Source organism: Pacificispira spongiicola (genome assembly GCF_012926505.1).
GTDB lineage: Bacteria > Pseudomonadota > Alphaproteobacteria > UBA8366 > Aestuariispiraceae > Pacificispira > Pacificispira spongiicola.
In genome coordinates this window covers 13,295-30,394 of record NZ_JABBNT010000006.1, presented here as the reverse complement: position 1 = coordinate 30,394, position 17,100 = coordinate 13,295, and the positions used below count along the sequence as shown (strand labels likewise).

The 17,100-nt window shown below is 60.5% G+C and carries 15 protein-coding genes; 8 read left to right on the top strand and 7 right to left on the bottom strand.

The features are described from left to right. Positions 1-306 precede the first annotated feature (306 nt). The 5 genes from HH303_RS18485 to HH303_RS18470 all read right to left on the bottom strand — a co-directional run bounded on the left by HH303_RS18485 (position 307) and on the right by HH303_RS18470 (position 3,711). Positions 307-492 (bottom strand): hypothetical protein, encoded by a 186-nt coding sequence (locus HH303_RS18485; RefSeq protein WP_169626884.1) that lies wholly within the window; start codon positions 490-492, stop codon positions 307-309. A gap of 143 nt (positions 493-635) precedes the next feature. Continuing rightward, complete coding sequence (locus HH303_RS18480; RefSeq protein ID WP_169626883.1) at positions 636-1,058, bottom strand: hypothetical protein; 423 nt, start codon at positions 1,056-1,058, stop codon at positions 636-638. Further along, positions 1,055-1,783, bottom strand: a complete 729-nt coding sequence (locus HH303_RS18475; RefSeq protein ID WP_169626882.1) for a nucleotide-binding protein — start codon at positions 1,781-1,783, stop codon at positions 1,055-1,057. The genes HH303_RS18480 and HH303_RS18475 overlap by 4 nt, the downstream gene beginning before the upstream one ends. A 12-nt stretch (positions 1,784-1,795) precedes the next feature. Continuing rightward, positions 1,796-2,128: a TraK family protein gene (locus HH303_RS20365; RefSeq protein ID WP_406611459.1), complete on the bottom strand. Its 333-nt coding sequence runs from the start codon at positions 2,126-2,128 to the stop codon at positions 1,796-1,798. 902 nt (positions 2,129-3,030) lie between these two features. Beyond that, positions 3,031-3,711: a TetR family transcriptional regulator gene (locus tag HH303_RS18470; protein ID WP_169626881.1), complete on the bottom strand. Its 681-nt coding sequence runs from the start codon at positions 3,709-3,711 to the stop codon at positions 3,031-3,033. Between the two features lie 131 nt (positions 3,712-3,842). Here HH303_RS18470 and HH303_RS18465 point away from each other — a divergent pair, with 131 nt between their 5' ends. The 5 genes from HH303_RS18465 (at position 3,843) to HH303_RS18445 (ending at position 9,556) form a co-directional block, all read left to right on the top strand. Further along, positions 3,843-4,721: a shikimate dehydrogenase gene (locus tag HH303_RS18465; protein ID WP_169626880.1), complete on the top strand. Its 879-nt coding sequence runs from the start codon at positions 3,843-3,845 to the stop codon at positions 4,719-4,721. Between the two features lie 58 nt (positions 4,722-4,779). Then, positions 4,780-5,790, top strand: coding sequence for a DctP family TRAP transporter solute-binding subunit (locus tag HH303_RS18460; RefSeq protein ID WP_169626879.1), 1,011 nt, complete (start codon positions 4,780-4,782; stop codon positions 5,788-5,790). 73 nt (positions 5,791-5,863) lie between these two features. Further along, positions 5,864-6,385 carry a TRAP transporter small permease gene (locus tag HH303_RS18455; RefSeq protein ID WP_169626878.1) on the top strand — a complete coding sequence of 174 codons (522 nt, stop codon included), beginning with the start codon at positions 5,864-5,866 and terminating at the stop codon, positions 6,383-6,385. Beyond that, on the top strand, positions 6,385-7,659 hold the full coding sequence (locus tag HH303_RS18450) for a TRAP transporter large permease (protein WP_169626877.1): 1,275 nt from the start codon (positions 6,385-6,387) through the stop codon (positions 7,657-7,659). The genes HH303_RS18455 and HH303_RS18450 overlap by 1 nt, the downstream gene beginning before the upstream one ends. 4 nt (positions 7,660-7,663) lie before the next feature. Continuing rightward, positions 7,664-9,556 (top strand): bifunctional sugar phosphate isomerase/epimerase/4-hydroxyphenylpyruvate dioxygenase family protein, encoded by a 1,893-nt coding sequence (locus HH303_RS18445; RefSeq protein WP_169626876.1) that lies wholly within the window; start codon positions 7,664-7,666, stop codon positions 9,554-9,556. Between the two features lie 51 nt (positions 9,557-9,607). Here HH303_RS18445 and HH303_RS18440 read toward each other — a convergent pair whose 3' ends face one another. Together HH303_RS18440 and HH303_RS18435 are read right to left on the bottom strand one after the other, a co-directional pair. Next, positions 9,608-12,718, bottom strand: a complete 3,111-nt coding sequence (locus HH303_RS18440; protein ID WP_169626875.1) for an efflux RND transporter permease subunit — start codon at positions 12,716-12,718, stop codon at positions 9,608-9,610. Further along, positions 12,718-13,794, bottom strand: a complete 1,077-nt coding sequence (locus tag HH303_RS18435; protein WP_227421938.1) for an efflux RND transporter periplasmic adaptor subunit — start codon at positions 13,792-13,794, stop codon at positions 12,718-12,720. The genes HH303_RS18440 and HH303_RS18435 overlap by 1 nt, the downstream gene beginning before the upstream one ends. A 125-nt stretch (positions 13,795-13,919) precedes the next feature. Here HH303_RS18435 and HH303_RS18430 point away from each other — a divergent pair, with 125 nt between their 5' ends. The 3 genes from HH303_RS18430 to HH303_RS18420 all read left to right on the top strand — a co-directional run bounded on the left by HH303_RS18430 (position 13,920) and on the right by HH303_RS18420 (position 17,050). Beyond that, on the top strand, positions 13,920-14,555 hold the full coding sequence (locus HH303_RS18430; protein ID WP_169626873.1) for a TetR/AcrR family transcriptional regulator: 636 nt from the start codon (positions 13,920-13,922) through the stop codon (positions 14,553-14,555). A gap of 75 nt (positions 14,556-14,630) precedes the next feature. Continuing rightward, positions 14,631-15,935, top strand: coding sequence for a beta-ketoacyl-ACP synthase II (gene fabF, locus HH303_RS18425; RefSeq protein WP_169626872.1), 1,305 nt, complete (start codon positions 14,631-14,633; stop codon positions 15,933-15,935). A gap of 299 nt (positions 15,936-16,234) precedes the next feature. Next, complete coding sequence (locus HH303_RS18420) at positions 16,235-17,050, top strand: oxidoreductase (protein ID WP_169626871.1); 816 nt, start codon at positions 16,235-16,237, stop codon at positions 17,048-17,050. Positions 17,051-17,100 lie beyond the last annotated feature (50 nt).

The following is a 17,100-nucleotide window of genomic DNA, read 5'->3' as shown; positions in this document are numbered from 1 at the left end:
CTTCTTTGTCGGGACGCCACCGGCCAACAGTGGCCGGCGGTCCTTCCCCTTCCAAAATTGAACGGGTAAAAGCGTGAGCGTTTCGAAGTGGTAGTCCTCCCGATTGCGTTTCCAAACCCACAGGAGCGCAAGCGCCGTTAGACCGAGCCAGGATATGTAGCCGTACACCACCTTGTGCATCAGCACGCTAACCGCCAACACAGGGACAGGCGCCCCAAAGGCCATTGCCCCCATCTTGAAGGGCATGCCGAAGACGGTGAGCGGCTTCTGAAACGATGTCAAAACGGCTGCCGAGGCTTTCATGGATCACCCCAGCAGCGCGCGGATCGCCGAGGGACCGGCGACGATCATCAACCCGCCGATGATCCGGAAGGCCAGTTGCTCGAACTGGAGCTTACCGGTCGCGGTCGCATAGATGCCGTTGGCGATGATGCCGATCCCGACGATCACCGCGCCGATATCGACAAGACCGATTTCCAGATCCCCAAACAAATCCGTCGCCGGCTTAACCCATTCCGAGCTCTGCGCTCGCGCAATGGTGGAACAACCGGCAGAAGCGAGCGTGGATACCGCTCCTGATAGTACGACACGACGTAGTTGAGACGCCGAAGATGAGAACGTCATTGTGAAAACTCCTATTTGACCAATTGCAGGAAGAAGAAGAGGGAAAGCGCGGCGGCACCGCAGGTGACGAGCGACAGCGCGCCGACCGCCCAGACGATCCGGCGCATACCGGCCTTCGCCTGATCGGCAATACGCGCCTGTTCCGAGATCTGCGCGATCTTGTCCCGCAAGCTCTCAGTCAAGGTCTCGGACTGGAACGTCTCGACCGTCTCGGAGAGGGTCGCCGAGAGTTCCCGGATGATCTCGCCGACGCTTGATCGCATCGCCTCGTGATGCCGGTCGAGCATCGCCTGGTAGTCGTCGAGGAAAGCGGAATGGATGGTGTGCAGCACCATCACCGGATCGTCCTCGCCAACTGTCACGCCGTGAACCTCCCAGATCCGCGTGCGCAGATCCGCAAGGCTCATTGGCATATGCGGTGCCGTCCCGCTCACAGCAGCGCCCTTTCCATTTCGGAGAAGACGGCCCGGGACACCGACTTGAGGCGCTGGCGCGCCATCAGCCCGAAATCCGGGTTGGAGACCGCCTCGTCATAGGTAAGCCGGGATTTGAGCATCGCCTCAATGTCGGCGCCGAAGGTCTCCTTGCGGAGCTGAGGCAACCGCACGAGCGCGGTCAGGCGATCGGCGCATTCCTTGTAGAGCTGGAATTTTTCGAAGGTCTTGCCGCCCTTCTCGATGCGACCGAAGAACTCGTTCAGCCAGACCACGATCTCGGCATCGGGGAAGTACGAAAGGATATGTTCGAGGCCGAGCACGGTATCTTCAAGCGCCTGGCCGCCGGTGACGACGGAATGCAGCCGGATCGTATGCCCCTCGGCCTTCAGGAAGGCCGGCACGTCGTTCTCGACCATGTAGGCGACGAGTGGCAGGAATGTCGAAGCGCCGTTGTCCACGACGACCACCGCATCCTCCGGCGCCGTCGCGATCAGTTCGATCAGGGCGTCGAAGTTGCGCGGGTTCACCTCGTCCGCCGTCTCGCCCAGGCGCAGGCTCTCGACGCCGAAGGCCTTGTAGCCGGCGAAGGTCTTGTTCACCGGATCGGTATCGACGCAGAGCGGCGCCCTGCCCTGGCGCAGATAGAACTGCGCCAGATTGGCGGCGACGTAGGATTTGCCGACGCCGCCTTTGCCCTGAAGGGTCATGTTTACGAGTGCCATGGAGGGTTCCTTCTAGATCTTCGCCTTCTTCGCCGGATCGAAATCCGGACGTCGAATGGCAAAAGGCGCCCCGTCCGCCGGTTGCTGCGGCGGGGGCGTGGATTGACGGGAGTGTTGGGGATTGGAAGCAGCGTGGAGACGTGTAGGAGACGCATTCACGCGGACAGGCCGGGCGTCACGCTGGAGGCGCGCCACCTGTCTGTAAAACTGTCTCCAGGAAATTGTTATTATGCCGCGCTCGAACAGTTCGGCGTGGATGTCGACAACGGTACGCCCAGCACCAAGCTGGCTTAGTATCTCCGGAGCAACCGCGAGGACTTCGGATTTCCCCTTGTAGCGTCTCACCGACTCTGATCCCACTTCTACTTGACACCAAGAGCCGTTCCGGCCCAGGGTCTGTTAGAAGCGAATCAGCTATTTCGGTTTCAGCTTGAACGGGTTGTACCGCCCACCACTACCTTTTACTGATTCTCTGTGGGATCGATTCTATGGTCCCACGGGTGGCGGCGCCCCCCTAACAAGTGGGGATTGCGGATATACGCTTAGGACGCGAATAAAATCCGGACAAAAAAAGAGCCGAAAGCCCTGCAAGGCCCCGGCTCTCTTTTCGTCAGCGATCAGAAGCCCAAAGCCCCAGCTCACTGCGAAATCGGCAATCAAACCGCTACGCAACCTCTACAGCGACGCGGCCGAACGCCGTCGCCTAAGTGCGAACGCTCGCCGTTGGTGTATTGAATCCGGGATCTGGGCGATCCGGGACCTGACCGACACGCAGTCCCGAGTCCTGATCGAACTCCTGCGCGAATGCCTGAAGGCGAAACGCAAGGCGACCTACCTCAACCATGATCAACTCGCGGAGCGCGCCGGCTGCTCTCGCAGCTCCGTCAAAACAACGGTTCGCCTGCTCATCGAGCGCAGCCCCATCTACGTGCGCCGCGAGCGGATCGACCCCCACCAAGTTTCGAGTAAATTAGATGGCTCCAAGTAGCCCCGTGGTAGCCCGACAATAAAAAAGACCTAGCGCGTGTGAGGCTAAGCCGTCGATAAAATTGGTTGCGGGGAGAGGATTTGAACCTCTGACCTTCAGATTAAGAGCCTCAGAAACACGTACGGCCTAATCGGGGTCGAAGACTGTTTCCACCGTCTTGACGCAACGCCGGCCGACGATCCCGGTTGAAACGATTCCGAACATTTAGCCCCCGCCCGAGGAATGCGTGCGACAATCGGCTTTTCTCTAGAGCCGATTGTCAGGAGATCGGATTCGAGGGAACGACCATGCGCCGAACGGAGTCCGCGACCCAGGTTTCCAAACCGTCCTGACCGGCGGTGCTGTTCAATGCATCCCCAAAAATAAGGGAGAAGGTTGCGCGGTTGGAGACGTTGAAGAAACTCATGGCGCTGATTTGCCAATGCACGGTCAAGGGATCCGCATCCGGCCGGAATACGCCCTCGGCCTTTCCGCGTGCCAGGATTCGTTCCAACTGGGAGATGGCTCCTCGGTTCAACTCACGGATCGTGTCGGACTGGGCGAGATATGTGCCGTGATGGATGTTTTCAATCATCACCAGACGAATGAAATCGGGGCTTTCGCGATGATGCCGGAAGGTGAAGCGCACGAGCTTTTCCAGCGCCGGCAGAGGGGCCAAATGATCGAGGTCGAGCTCGACTTCCTGCTGCCGCACCTTGCGATACGCCTCCTCCAGGGTGCGGCGGTACAGGCCTTCCTTGTCCCCGAAATAGTAGTAGATCATGCGCTTAGACGTTTCGGTCAGCGAGACGATTTCGTCCACCCGCGCCCCGGACAAGCCATTGCGGGAAAACACTTCCTGCGCCACGCGCAGGATATTTTCCTGAACCGCCTGCGGGTTTTGTTTCCAGCTGCTGCGCCGCGCGTTTTTCTTACTTTCCAGCGTGCCTGTTCTCGGCATTAGCATCCTCCCGTTTGATGCGCAGTGTAACGATTTAACCGATCAGTACAATTCCCCTTGACCTATTTAACCGCCTGGTACAATTTGCTGCCAGGAAACGACGTAAGCCCCGTTAGAGGGTGGGATAGGCAATGCTTCAACACGCGAACACGACGGACGTTTGTGCCGATACGGTGCTGACCGGGCTGATTGGCCGGGGCATCGGGCAGTCGCGTAGCCCCGCCATGCATGAAGCCGAAGGCGCGGCCAACGGCCTGCGCTATGCCTATCGTCTGTTCGACATGGACAAGCCGGACATGGCGAACCTGTCCCTGGCCGATGTCCTGGACCGCACGGAAGCCGAAGGCTTCGCCGGTCTGAACATTACCTTCCCGTTCAAGATCGAGATCATCGACCATCTGCAGTCGCTGTCCGACAACGCGCGCAAGGTCGGCGCGGTCAACACCGTGGTGTTCCGCGACGGCAAACGGTACGGGCATAACACGGACCTATGGGGTTATGCTGAAGGGTTCCGCACCGGAATGGCCGATGTCGCCCTGGACCGTGTCCTGTTGCTGGGCGCTGGCGGGGCCGGGGTCGCCGTCGCGAACGCCCTGTTCGATCTGGGTGTGAAATCGCTTTGGATTAACGACACCAACGACACAAGGCGCACCGATCTGGTTTCGGCCCTAGCGGATCGGTACGGCGCCGACCGCGTATCCGGCACCGACGGCGCGGACCTTTCGTCGCTGAACGTCGACGGTTTGGTCAACGCCACCCCGGTCGGTATGGCGAAATTGCCGGGATCGCCGTTCCCGAAAGACCTTTTACGCCCCGACATGTGGGTATCCGACATCGTCTATTTTCCGTTGGAAACGCAGCTGCTGGCAGATGCCCGTGCCGCTGGTTGCCGCGTTCTGCCGGGCTCCGGCATGGCCGTTTATCAGGCCGTGCGTGCGTTTGAACTGTTCACGGGAATAGCGCCCGACGCGGCGCGCATGAAAAGGGTTTTCGAATCTCTCGGCATATAGAAGCCGGGTAAACCGTCGGTCACAAGACCGGCAAATCAGAAAATGAGGGAGGAACTCGATGACTTTCAACTTTACCACCATCCTGACGGCGGGCGCGCTCGCCATGGGACTTTTAGCCGCCCCGGCTGCCGCGCAGACCGTGCGTTTCGCCCATGTCGATCCCGACGATTGGCAAAATTCCAAAAAGGGCGCCGCCGCGCATATCTTCAAGAATATCGTGGAAGGCGAAAGCGACCTTAAAGTCGAGCTCTTCCCCGCCGGCGCGCTCGGCAACGAGGGCGAACTGGTTCAGCAGGCACAGGAAGGCCTGACCCAGATCGTCATGGTGTCCGGCGCGATGTCGAAGATTTGCAAGGCGGCATCGGTTCTGGACATTCCTTACACCTTCCCGTCGGCGCCGGTTGCCTGGGAAGTGCTCGACGGCCCGTTCGGTCAGGAACTGGCGCAGCATTGCCTGGAGCAGACCGGGCTGCGGACCCTCGCTTACGGGGAAACCGGCTTCCGCAACTTCACCAACAATCAGCGCGAAATCCGGACGCCGGCGGATATGGCGGGCCTGAAGTTCCGGGTCCAGCCGATCCCGCTCTATGTTGAAATGGTCAAGGGCCTGGGCGGCGAGCCGACCCCGATCGCCTGGACGGAACTGCCGAACGCGCTGTCCACCGGCGTGGTCGACGGTCAGGAAAACCCGGTCGGCGTGATCTACAACAACGGCCTGCATAAGCTGCAAAAGTTCATGACCCTGGACGGCCACGTCTATGCCGCCGACTTCCTGGTCGTAAATGACGAATGGTTCCAGTCGCTGGACCCGGCGACGCAGGGCGTTGTCGCCAAGGCCGCGAAGGTCGCGGGCATGATGGGCCGGTCCATTCAGCAGTGGAACACGGCGTCCGGCGTGAACAACGTCCAGGCCGAAGGCATGCAGGTCTATTCCCCGACGGCCGACGAACTGGCACAGTTTCGCGAGAAAGCCCAACCGGCGGTGAAGACCTGGCTTGCCGGTGAGCTCGGCGACGAAGCCGTTTGGATTGAAAAGCTGGACGCGGCGCTGGCGAACGCCGCCCAGTAAGGACTACCGCGCGGGCGGACCGGATCACCCGGCCGCCCGCGCTTTCTTTTCGCCGTAAGGAGAGTCCTCGGGAATGGCCGCGATACAAAAAGCATTCCGAACCTTGTTCGCCTGGGGATCCGGGATTTCCATGGCTCTCGTCTTCGGCATCATCTTCGTCAATTCCCTGCGCCGGTACACCATCGGCAAATCACTGGAATGGGGCGAAGAACTGCCGATCTATCTTACGATTTACGGGGTGATGTTCGGCCTGGGCTATGCCTACCTGCAGGACCGGCATATCCGCTTCACCGTTTTGACCGACTTTCTGACCAATCGTCAGCGTTTGATCCTGTTCGCCGCCAGCGATGTGATCACCGCCGTCGTCGGCGTCCTTTTGACCCGGGCCGGGATCGTGTTCGCGACCCGCCGTGGGGAGATTGAAGCCTCCGGCCTGATCGGCACCGCAAAGGACCTGGCCGCCGCGACCGGTATCGACGGGTTCGTCGCGCTGGGTCAGATGGGCACCTATCAATACGCCATCGCCGTCGGCGGGGCGATCCTGGCCATCGCCGCCGTCTTGCGACTTATTTCCCGGCTTCGGGAATTCCGGTAATGGTATACATCATCCTCGTCGCCGGGCTGGTCTTCGGTGTTCCCATCGCGGTCGCGATCATGGCCGCCCTTCTGTATTTCATGGCGATGGGCGACCTGCCCTATCACATCCGCATCGTCGCATCGGAAATGTTCAAGGGGATGAATTCCTATCCCCTTCTCGCCATCCCGCTGTTCGTTCTGGCGGGGGAGTTGATGAACGAAAGCGGCATCACGCGGCGCATCATCGCCTTCGCCAACGCCCTGGTCGGCGGCATGCGCGGCGGTCTCGCCCAGGTGAACATCTGGGCCTCCGTTATCTTCGCGGGCCTGTCCGGGTCCGCCGTCGCGGATACCTCCGCCCTTGGCCGGGTCTTTATCCCGGAAATGGAACGCCATGGTTACAGCCGCGCCTATGCCGCCGCGCTGACCGCCGCATCTTCCGTCATCGGGCCCATCATTCCGCCGTCGATCCCGGTCATCATCTATGCTCTGATCGTCTCCGGCGTTTCGGTGCCCGCCTTGTTCCTGGCCGGGATCGTGCCGGGCCTGCTACTGGCCGGGTTCCTGTCGGTCTATGTCGCCTTTTCGATTTCGCCGGGTCAGATTTCCGACGCGCCCGAATTGTCCGGACCGAACCGGCGCGCGGCCCTGTTGGGCGGCTTGCTGCCCTTGCTGATGCCGGTCTTCGTCGTCGGGTCGATCCTGCTGGGCGTCGTCACCCCGACGGAGGCCGCGAGCTTCGCCGTCGCCTATGCCCTGATTGTCGGCCTGTTCGTCTATCGCAAGATCAAACCGGCGGCCCTGCCCCGAATCTTTTCGGAAGCGATGCGCGACAGCGCGGTCATCCTGATCATCATTTCGGTCGTCGCGGCGGGCAACTGGCTTTTGACCTATAACCGCGTGCCGAACATGCTGACTGACTGGGTCATCGGATCGGTGGACAGCAAGACCGCCTTCCTCTTCGCGGTCATCATCCTATTCCTGTTCGTCGGCCTGTTCCTCGAAGGGATCGCGGCGATGCTGGTCCTGGTGCCGATCCTGCACCCGATCGCGGTGTCGATGGGCGTCGATCCGGTTCATTTCGGCATCATCGTGATCTTCAACCTGATGATCGGCCTGATCACCCCGCCGATGGGCCTGTGCCTGTTCGTGGCGGAAGGAATAGCGGGCGTCGGCATGGCCCGATTGTCCCGCGCGATCATGCCGTTCTTCGTGGTGGAAGTCGTGGTCCTGCTGATCCTCACCTTCGTTCCGGACATTGTCACTTTCCTGCCGCGCCTATTGGGATACTGACGCCATGAAAACCTCCATCGCAACTGTTTCTATCTCCGGGAATTTTGAGGAGAAGCTCACCGCGATCCAGGAGGCGGGCTATGACGGGTTGGAGATTTTCGAACAGGACTTCATCGCCCATGACGCCGGCCCTAAGGAGGTCGGTCGCATGGTTCGGGATTGCGGGTTGGACATCCTGCTGTTCCAGCCCTTCCGCGATTTCGAAGGCATGCCCGCCCCGCAACGGGCCAAAGCCTTCGACCGGGCGGAACGGAAATTCGACCTGATGCAGGCCCTGGGGACGGATCTGATCCTGATTTGCTCCAACGTGTCGCCCTTGGCTCTGGGCGGGATCGACCGCGCCGCCGACGATCTGGCGGAATTGGGGGAGCGTGCAAAGGCGCGCGGGTTGCGTATCGGGTATGAGGCCCTGGCCTGGGGTCGCCATGTCAACGACCACCGCGACGCCTGGGAAATCGTGCGCCGGGCGGATCATCCGAATGTCGGCCTGATCCTGGACAGCTTCCATTCCCTGGCCCGAAAGATCGATTCCGACACGATCCGCGCCATTCCGGGGGACAAAATATTTTTCGTCCAACTGGCGGACGCGCCGTTGATCGACATGGATCTACTGTACTGGTCCCGACATTTCCGCAACATGCCCGGTGAAGGCGACCTGCCGGTCACCGATTTCATGACCGCCGTCATGTCCACCGGCTATACCGGGCCGATCAGTCTGGAAATATTCAACGACCAGTTCCGAGGCGGGAATACGAAACTGATCGCTGAGGACGGTTATCGGTCGCTGATCTTCCTGATGGACACGGTCCAACGCCAATCACCGGACCTGGCCGTCGACATGCCGCCCCTGCCCGCACCGATCAGCGTTGCCGGCACCGCGTTTCTGGAATTTTGCAGCCGGGGCAAGGAAGCGGAGGCGCTGGAGCGTCTTCTGGAAACGCTGGGCTTCCACCGCGCGCGTCACCATGTGTCGAAACAAGTGACCCTGTGGAAGCAGGGCGATGTGCATATCCTGGTAAACCGCGAGACGGAAGGATACGCCGCCAGCGCCTACGCCATGCACGGCACGACGGTTTGCGATATTGGTATCGCCGTGTCCGACGCGGGCGCGACGATTGAGCGAGCGACCCGTTTGGGTTCGACACCGTTTCATCAACCGGCGGGCCCGGGTGAACTCGACATTCCGGCCATTCGCGGTCTGGGCGGCAGCCTGCTGCATTTCATCGACGACAGTTCTGGCCTTGCCGATCTGTGGCAGGTGGATTTCAAACCGGTCGAGGACGCCACCACCGCCCCCGATGCGGGCCTGATCGCGGTCGATCACATCGCCCAGACCATGTCCTATCAGGATATGTTGAGCTGGTCGCTGTTCTATACGGCGCTGTTCCGGATGAAGAAGGCGACGATGCTGGACGTCATAGATCCCGACGGGCTGGTCCGCAGTCAGGCGATCGAGGCGGAAGGCAACACACTGCGTATCACCCTGAACGGCGCGGACACGCACCGCACCCTGGCGGGAGAGTTCCTGGCAGACAGTTTCGGCGCGTCCGTCCAGCATATCGCGATGAGCACATCGGACATTTTCGAAACGGCCGAGCGATTGCAGGAACGCCAGTTCCAACCGCTACCGATTTCCACCAACTATTACGACGATCTGGCCGCGCGGTTCGACATCGACACGGCCCTGCTGGACCGAATGCGTCTGGCCAATATCCTGTACGACCGGGACGAGGGGGGCGAGTTCTTCCAACTCTATTCCCCACCCTTCGCCAACGGCATGTTTTTCGAAGTCATCGAACGCCGGGGCGCTTATGGCGGCTATGGCGCGCCGAACGCCCCGTTCCGCATCGCCGCCCAAAAGCGCTTCCTGCGACCGAAAGGCATGCCTAGAAGATGACACCCTACACCGCGGTCAAACCGGTTTTCCGAAAATGACCGCCATTCCGGTTTACTCCGCAGCCGTCGGCACGATCGCCCCTGAGTCTCCCATGGACCGCGTGCCCGTGACACTCTCAACCGGCCTAATCCGGAACCATGCGGCATAGAGCGCCGGAAGGAATAGCAGGATCAACACCGTGCCGGCCGCCGTGCCGCCGATCAGAGTATAGGCCATCGATCCCCAGAAGACGGAATGTGTTAGGGGGATGAAGGCCAGAACGGCGGCAAGCGCGGTCAGAATCACCGGCCTCGTGCGTTGCACCGTCGCCTCGATGACGGCGTGGTAATCGTCGAGGCCGGCCGCACGGTTCTCCTTGATCTGCTCGGTCAGGATCAGCGTGTTGCGCATCAGGATGCCGGCCAGTCCGATCAACCCCAGGATGGCATTGAATCCGAAGGGCTGGTTGAAGGCGAGCAACGCCGGAACGACGCCGACGAGGCCAAGCGGCGCCGTCAACATGACCATAGCCATCATCGAGAAGGACCGCACCTGAAGCATGATAATGATCAGCGTGGCGGCGATCATGATCGGGAAGATCGTCGCCAGCGCGGCATTGGCCTTGGCGGATTCCTCGATCGAGCCCCCCATCTCAATGCGATATCCTGGCGGGAGGGATTCGATCAGCGGCTGAAGAGCTTGCATGACCTCCTTCGAAACCTCCGGCGGCTGTGTCTCTTCGTTGATATCCGAGCGGACCGTGATAACTGGTGTTCGATCGCGGCGTTTCAGGATCGGCTCTTCAAGGCGAATTTCGGAATGACCGATCTGGTCGAGTGGAATCGAGCGGCCGTCGCGGGTCATCAGCGAAAAATCCGCCAGACGCGCGGGATCCAGCCGCTCATCGCCGGCGCTACGCGCCACAACAGCGACGTTGCGGATGTCCTCGCGAACCTGGGTGACGGGAATACCGGTTAGGAGGAATTGGAGCTGCTGGCCGACCTCGGCCGGCGAAAGGCCGATGAGGTTCAGCCGATCCTGATCGGGAACGAAGCGCAGCACGGGCGCACGGTTTCCCCAATCGCGATTCGCCTCCCGCACATCCGGGACGCTCCGCATGATGTCGAGCGCCCGTTGGGAAATGCTGTAGAGTTGCGTAGGATCGGGTCCCATGATCCGGAATTCAACGGGAAAGACCGACGGCGGGCCGAAGACGAATTGCGTGACGCGCACGTAAGCTTCGGGAGCGAGTCCCTCGGTCACCACTTCACGAAGCTTGTGTTTCAAGGCTTCCCGCGCTTCCGCGTCGGGTGTCAGCACCACAATTTTGGCAAACGCGGGATCCGGTAATTCCGGCGACAGAGCCATGAAGAATCTCGGTGCGCCCCGACCGACATAGCTGGTGACGATTTCGGTCTCCGGCTGTTTGTCAAGCCACTGCTCGATTTTCTCGACCGCAGCGATCGTTGTCTCGATGCCGGCGCCTTCCGGCAGCCGAACCTCGACCAAAACCTCGGGGCGATCGGATGTCGGGAAGAACTGCTGTTTTACGCTCCCCATACCGAGGGCGCCGAACATGAAGGCGGCACCGACGACGGCGCAGGTCAGGAACTTGTGACGCACGGCGAGTGTGATGAGTCCTCGCAGGCGCCGATAATTGGGCGTGTCGTAAATCGCATGGTGGCCGCCCTCGATCGGCTTGATATCGGGCAGCATCTTGACGCCGAGATAGGGCGTGAAGATCACCGCGACGACCCAGGAAACGATCAGAGCGAAGCCCACGACCCAGAAGATGTTGCCGGCGTATTCGCCGGCCGTCGAGGCTGCGAAGCCTACGGGCAGGAAGCCGGCGACCGTCACCAGCGTGCCCGACAGCATCGGCGCCGCCGTGTGGCTCCAAGCATAGGCCGCCGCCTTGATGCGGTCCATGCCTTCTTCCATTTTCACCACCATGATCTCGATGGCGATGATGGCGTCGTCCACGAGAAGACCGAGCGCGAGAATAAGGGCGCCGAGCGTAATCCGATCGAAGAACCGGCCAGTCTCCAGCATGATGAGGAACACGACGGCAAGCGTCAGCGGAACGGCCGCCGCCACAACAATGCCGACGCGCCAACCGAGACTGAGCAAACTCACCAGCAGCACCACGCCGAGCGCCATCGCGAATTTCATCATGAATTCGTCGACCGCATGCGTGATGTTGACGGCTTGGTCGGTCACCTTGTCGAGCGTCATCCCGAGCGGCAGCGTTCGGGCTATGGCCGACGTCCGTTCTTCCAGCGCCTTGCCGAGCGCGAGACCGTCCCACCCTTCCTGCATGACGGCTGCAAGTTCGATGGCGGGTTCGCCCTGGTTTCGGATGAGGAATGTCGGAGGATCCTCATATCCCCGGCGTACCGTCGCGATATCGGACAGCTTCAAGGTCCGTCCCCGGGCGACGATCGGCGTGTCGGCGATCGTCTGAACACCGTCATACGCACCGTCGACCCTGATGAAGACCCTCGGCCCGCGCGTGTCGATTGAGCCGGCCGGGGTGACGGTGTTCTGCCGTTGCAAAGCGGCGAGGATATCCTGTGCCGACACGCCGAGAGTTGCGAGCTTGACATAGGAGAACTCCACGAATATCTGTTCGGGCCGTTCACCGAGAATGTTGATTTTCTTGACGCCGGGAACGTGCAGGAGGTCCTGGCGGATCGTTTCGGCCTGCCGGACCAGTTCGCGCATCGGCATGCCCTTCGCTTTGAGCGCATAGAGGGCGAAACTGACATCCGAATATTCATCATTCACAAAGGGGCCGAGAACGCCCGACGGTAGGTTGCGGGCTTCGTCCCCCAGCTTCTTGCGGGCCTGATAAAACTCTTCCTGCACGGCGGATGGCGGCGTGCTGTCCTTCAGCGTAACCGTCATATACGCATAACCTGGTCTGGTCGTCGTCTCGACCCGATCGTACCAAGTCAGTTCCTGAATCCGCTTTTCCAACGGTTCGGCGACGAGATCCTGCATTTCGCGCGCCGTCGCGCCCGGCCAAGCCGTAGTCACCGTCAGCGTCTTGATGGTGAAGCTGGGGTCTTCCGCCCGCCCGAGCATGACAAAGGCATAGGCGCCGGCGGCGACGAGCAGGAGGATGAAGAACAGGGTAGCCGACCGTTCGCGAACGGCGAGCGCGGAAAGGTTCAGAGTCATCACTTAGCCCCACCGCTTTCGGATTCCGCCCTGACCTGCGCACCGTCCTGCAAAAGATGGGCGCCGAGAGCAACGATCGTGTCGCTGGGAACCAGACCGGTAACCACGGCGGTTTCGTCCGTGATCCGAACCAACCCGACCGGTCGAAAACTCACGGTCGACGTGGTATCGTCAAAAACCCAAACGCCCGTTTTCTCCCCATCGTCGAGCAACGCCCCCAGAGGCACTTGGTATTCCGACGCATCGTCTCGGCTTTCAAGGTGAATGGTTACGGTCGCGCCGAGCGGCGCCTCGGCAGCCTCTCCGTCGAGCACATAGCGGGCTTCATAGGTGCGCGTTTGAGGATCGGCGGAATCCGATAATTGCCGAAGATGGGCCTTGTAGCGATGCTGGTCGGAACCGTACAGGCTGGCTTCTGCGCCGGAGCCGATCGTCGGTCGGATCGTTTCGGGGAGCGCGACCACGGCCTCGCGTGGTCCGGCTTGGGCCAGACGAATTACCGTTTGACCGGCCGCAACCACTTGGCCCGGCTCCGCGAGGGTTTCGATCACCGTCCCGTCCATATCCGCCAGCAGCAGGGAATACGTCGCCTGGTTCTCGGCAACCCGTGCCTCTGCCTCGGCGGCCGCGACCTGCGCTTGGGCGATATCCAACGCCGCCTTCGCCTGCTCGTAGCGCTGCTGGCTCGCAGCCAGTCCATTCTTGAGAAGAGCCGCGTAACGCTTTTCGTCCGCCCTCGCCGGGACCAGTGCCGCCCGCGCCACCGCAACGGCATTCCGCTTCGCCGTCAGCGCCAGTTGCAGGTCCGTTTCGTCCAGGCGCATCAGCAATTGCCCGGCTTCAACCCCCTGACCGGCATCGACAAACCGTTCCATGATTTTCCCGGACACCCGAAAACCGAGACCGCTCTGAACCCTGGCCCCGATAACGCCCGTGAAACTGCGTTCCGCGCCCGTAACCCGGATACCCGTGGTCAGCCGGACGATTGGCGGGTCCTGCCTTGGATCGCTCACGGCAGACGCTTCTTGTTGCGGAATGGAGAGGACGACAACCGGGATTGCCCCCAAGGCTGCCATGAGGGCACCCCCCAACAGGAGTAAGCGTCTCTTCTTCATTTCCGATGCCTCACACCAAAATAGATTGCGTTCGACCTCTATATAAGTTAAATAGATTACGTTCGCAATCTAAAAGGAAGATAACGATGCGGGTGAGTCGCGATCAAGCTGCGGAAAACCGACAAAACGTCATTGACGTCGCAAGCCGCCTGTTTCGGGAGCGCGGATTTGACGGAATTGGGATCAAGGATCTGATGGCCGGCGCCGGAATGACCCAAGGCGCTTTTTACAAGCAGTTTCAATCGAAAGAGGACCTGGCGGCTCAGGCGTCAAAACGGGCATTGGAAGACGCCGTTAACCGATGGTCGCGCGCCATAACCGAAAATCCCGACGACCCCATCGGCGTGATCAGCGCGATCGTCGAATTTTACCTCAGCCCCGAGCATCTCGGGGAAAAAATGAACGGCTGTCCGATGGTCGCTTTAGGAGCGGATGCGGCGCGACAGGGCAGTGACGTAAAGGCCTCGTTCGAATCCGGAATCAACGTTCACCTCGACATCCTCGAGAATTTGATTGCCGAGACCGGCGATGAAAAGCCTAGGGACACGGCCATGGCGATTCTTTCAATGATGATCGGTGCAATGACACTGTCTCGCGCCGTCAATGATACCGGTCTGGCCAAGAACATCCTCACCGCAAACGCAGCCCAGATACACAAGATATTCCTGTTTGAAAAATCGGGAACGCCGCCCGCTGCCCAGGACGACCTGCCAGGATCGTGAGACGCAATGCAGCACAGAAGCCGACCGTACAGCGCGAAACGCACTGACGGCATATCAAACGTGATAGGAGAGTAAATGCGACGGATTGTAGTCACTGGCATGGGCGCGGTTACGCCGCTTGCGTCAAATGTCGAAGCGACCTGGTCGCGCCTCCTGGATGGTCGTTCCGGCATCCGCAGACTTCCGGACGAAATGGTTGGAGACCTGCCCTCGAAGATTGGTGGCGTGGTTCCGTCGCTGGCGGACGATCCAGATGTCGGTTTCGATCCCGACACCGTCCTTTCACCAAAAGACCAACGTAAGGTCGATCGTTTCATTCTCTTCGGCCTCGCTGCCGCGCAGGAGGCATTGGCTCAAGCGGGCTGGGCCCCTGCGTCGGAAAGGGAACGCGTACTAACGGCGACAATCATTGCTTCTGGAGTTGGCGGCTTCCCGGCGATAACTGAAGCAGTGCGTACCGTCGACCGACGCGGAGCACGCCGTCTTTCGCCATTCACCATACCATCCTTCTTGGTTAACCTCGCAGCTGGTCACATTTCAATTCGCCATGGATTCAAAGGCGCAATAGGTGCACCGGTAACGGCCTGCGCTGCCGGCATTCAGGCGATCGGTGATGCTGCGCGTATTATCCGGACTGGTGAAGCGGACGTTGCTGTATGCGGCGGCACGGAAGCTTGCATGAACGTCGTGAGTCTTGGCGGCTTTTCCGCGGCACGATCCCTTTCCACAAACTTCAACGAGACTCCGACCTCAGCCTCCCGCCCCTTCGATATGTCCCGGGACGGCTTCGTAATGGGTGAAGGCGCCGGTGTTCTGGTTATTGAAGAACTGAAACACGCACTCTCGCGCGGTGCCAAACCACTAGCGGAACTAGTTGGCTACGGCACGACGGCCGACGCATATCACGTCACCTCCGGCCCTGAGGATGGAGCAGGAGCACGTCGTGCAATGGAAATCGCGATTTATCAGTCAGGAATTTCCCCGCGTGAAATTGGCCATCTGAATGCCCATGCGACGTCGACATCCGTTGGGGATCTGGGGGAAATCAGAGCGATACAAACGGTTTTCGGCACCGATTCTTCGATTGCCGTAAGCGCAACAAAGTCTGCGACGGGACATCTACTCGGCGCCGCCGGCGGACTCGCGGCGATCTTCGCGATATCGGCGCTCCAGGACCAGATTGCTCCGCCTACTCTGAATCTGGACACACCCGACCCGGCCGGAACAGGAATCGATTTCGTCGCGAACCGGGCGCGGCCTTTGGCGACAGACTACGCGATCGTCAACGGTTTCGGTTTCGGTGGCGTCAATGCCAGTGCGCTGTTCCGTCGTTGGTCAGACGATCAGGATGCCGCAGCAGTTGGCGAGCGTCATGCCTGAGTCTGGCGCGTATCGCTCTTTGATTTTTTACTCGTCTCCGCCTGTCATCCGAACCGCATTAGCTCGCCTCAATCCGAACCTCGCGAAATGGTTCAATGCCTCACAGTGGCGAACAGTCTTTTCGCAGAGGCCGTTCCGCCAGCAGCCCATTTTCGTGGCTGATCGAACAGACAGGGCCGTCGGCAATGTGTCTGACCCCGGCCCCGGATCTCCAAAATGTTTAATTCACTCAAACCTGTGACGGCCGGACGAACGCCACATTCGGAGTCACGCACCTACAAAAGAAGGACCTGGACATCATGAACACATCAAATCGCGGCGCCGCCCTGGTGACGGGCGCCTCTTCCGGCATTGGATACGCTACAGCCGAGGCTCTGCAAGCCGCCGGTTATCGTGTCTTCGGGACCAGCCGTCGCGCCGCCGCGACGGGACCCGAGGGGGTTACCATGCTGATCTGCGATGTGGCCGACGATACGTCTGTGACACGAGCGGTCGACGATGTCCTCGCCAAAGCCGGGCACATCGACCTGTTGGTCAACAATGCCGGCGTCGGTCTGTTCGGCGGCGCCGAAGAATCCTCGTTGGCGCAGGCTCAGGCTCTGTTCAATGTGAACGTATTCGGTGTGATCCGCATGACCAATGCGGTGCTCCCGATCATGCGCCGTCAAGGCAAGGGTCGGATAATCAATCTAAGCTCGGCGCATGGATTCATCCCGGCCCCTTACTTCGCGCTCTACGCGGGGACCAAACATGCCGTGGAAGGCTATTCGCAATCGCTGGATCACGAACTGCGGTCGCTCGGTATTCGTGTCACCGTGGTTGAGCCGACCTATACCCGCACCGCTTTCGAAGAACATCTCGTCAAAGCTGATCGATTGCTTGATGCCTATGGCACCGCACGCGCGAGTATGACGGCGGTGGTAAGGGAAGCGATAAAGAAAGGCGACACGCCCGAGATCGTGGCCGAAACTATTCTAAAGGCCGCGACGGACCCGGAACCGAAGCTCCGATATCCGGCGGGAAAACTTGCACGCAAGGTCAGCATGCTGCGCCGCTTTGTCCCCGAATCCGGTTTCGACAAGAGCTTGCGAAAGATGCTCCAGCTACCGGTCTGATCTGCCCGCGGTTTTGATAGCAGCCCCTGAAGGATGCGACTTCGTCAACT

Excerpts from the sequence above, each read along its gene's own strand:
- HH303_RS18445 (WP_169626876.1), top strand. The coding sequence starts at position 7,664 with ATGAAAACCTCCATCGCAACTGTTTCTATCTCCGGGAATTTTGAGGAG.
- HH303_RS18420 (WP_169626871.1), top strand. The coding sequence starts at position 16,235 with ATGAACACATCAAATCGCGGCGCCGCCCTGGTGACGGGCGCCTCTTCC.
- fabF (WP_169626872.1), top strand. The coding sequence starts at position 14,631 with ATGCGACGGATTGTAGTCACTGGCATGGGCGCGGTTACGCCGCTTGCG.
- HH303_RS18470 (WP_169626881.1), bottom strand. The coding sequence starts at position 3,711 with ATGCCGAGAACAGGCACGCTGGAAAGTAAGAAAAACGCGCGGCGCAGC.
- HH303_RS18465 (WP_169626880.1), top strand. The coding sequence starts at position 3,843 with ATGCTTCAACACGCGAACACGACGGACGTTTGTGCCGATACGGTGCTG.
- HH303_RS18460 (WP_169626879.1), top strand. The coding sequence starts at position 4,780 with ATGACTTTCAACTTTACCACCATCCTGACGGCGGGCGCGCTCGCCATG.
- HH303_RS18455 (WP_169626878.1), top strand. The coding sequence starts at position 5,864 with ATGGCCGCGATACAAAAAGCATTCCGAACCTTGTTCGCCTGGGGATCC.
- HH303_RS18450 (WP_169626877.1), top strand. The coding sequence starts at position 6,385 with ATGGTATACATCATCCTCGTCGCCGGGCTGGTCTTCGGTGTTCCCATC.
- HH303_RS18435 (WP_227421938.1), bottom strand. The coding sequence starts at position 13,794 with ATGGCAGCCTTGGGGGCAATCCCGGTTGTCGTCCTCTCCATTCCGCAA.
- HH303_RS18440 (WP_169626875.1), bottom strand. The coding sequence starts at position 12,718 with ATGACTCTGAACCTTTCCGCGCTCGCCGTTCGCGAACGGTCGGCTACC.
- HH303_RS18475 (WP_169626882.1), bottom strand. The coding sequence starts at position 1,783 with ATGGCACTCGTAAACATGACCCTTCAGGGCAAAGGCGGCGTCGGCAAA.
- HH303_RS18430 (WP_169626873.1), top strand. The coding sequence starts at position 13,920 with ATGCGGGTGAGTCGCGATCAAGCTGCGGAAAACCGACAAAACGTCATT.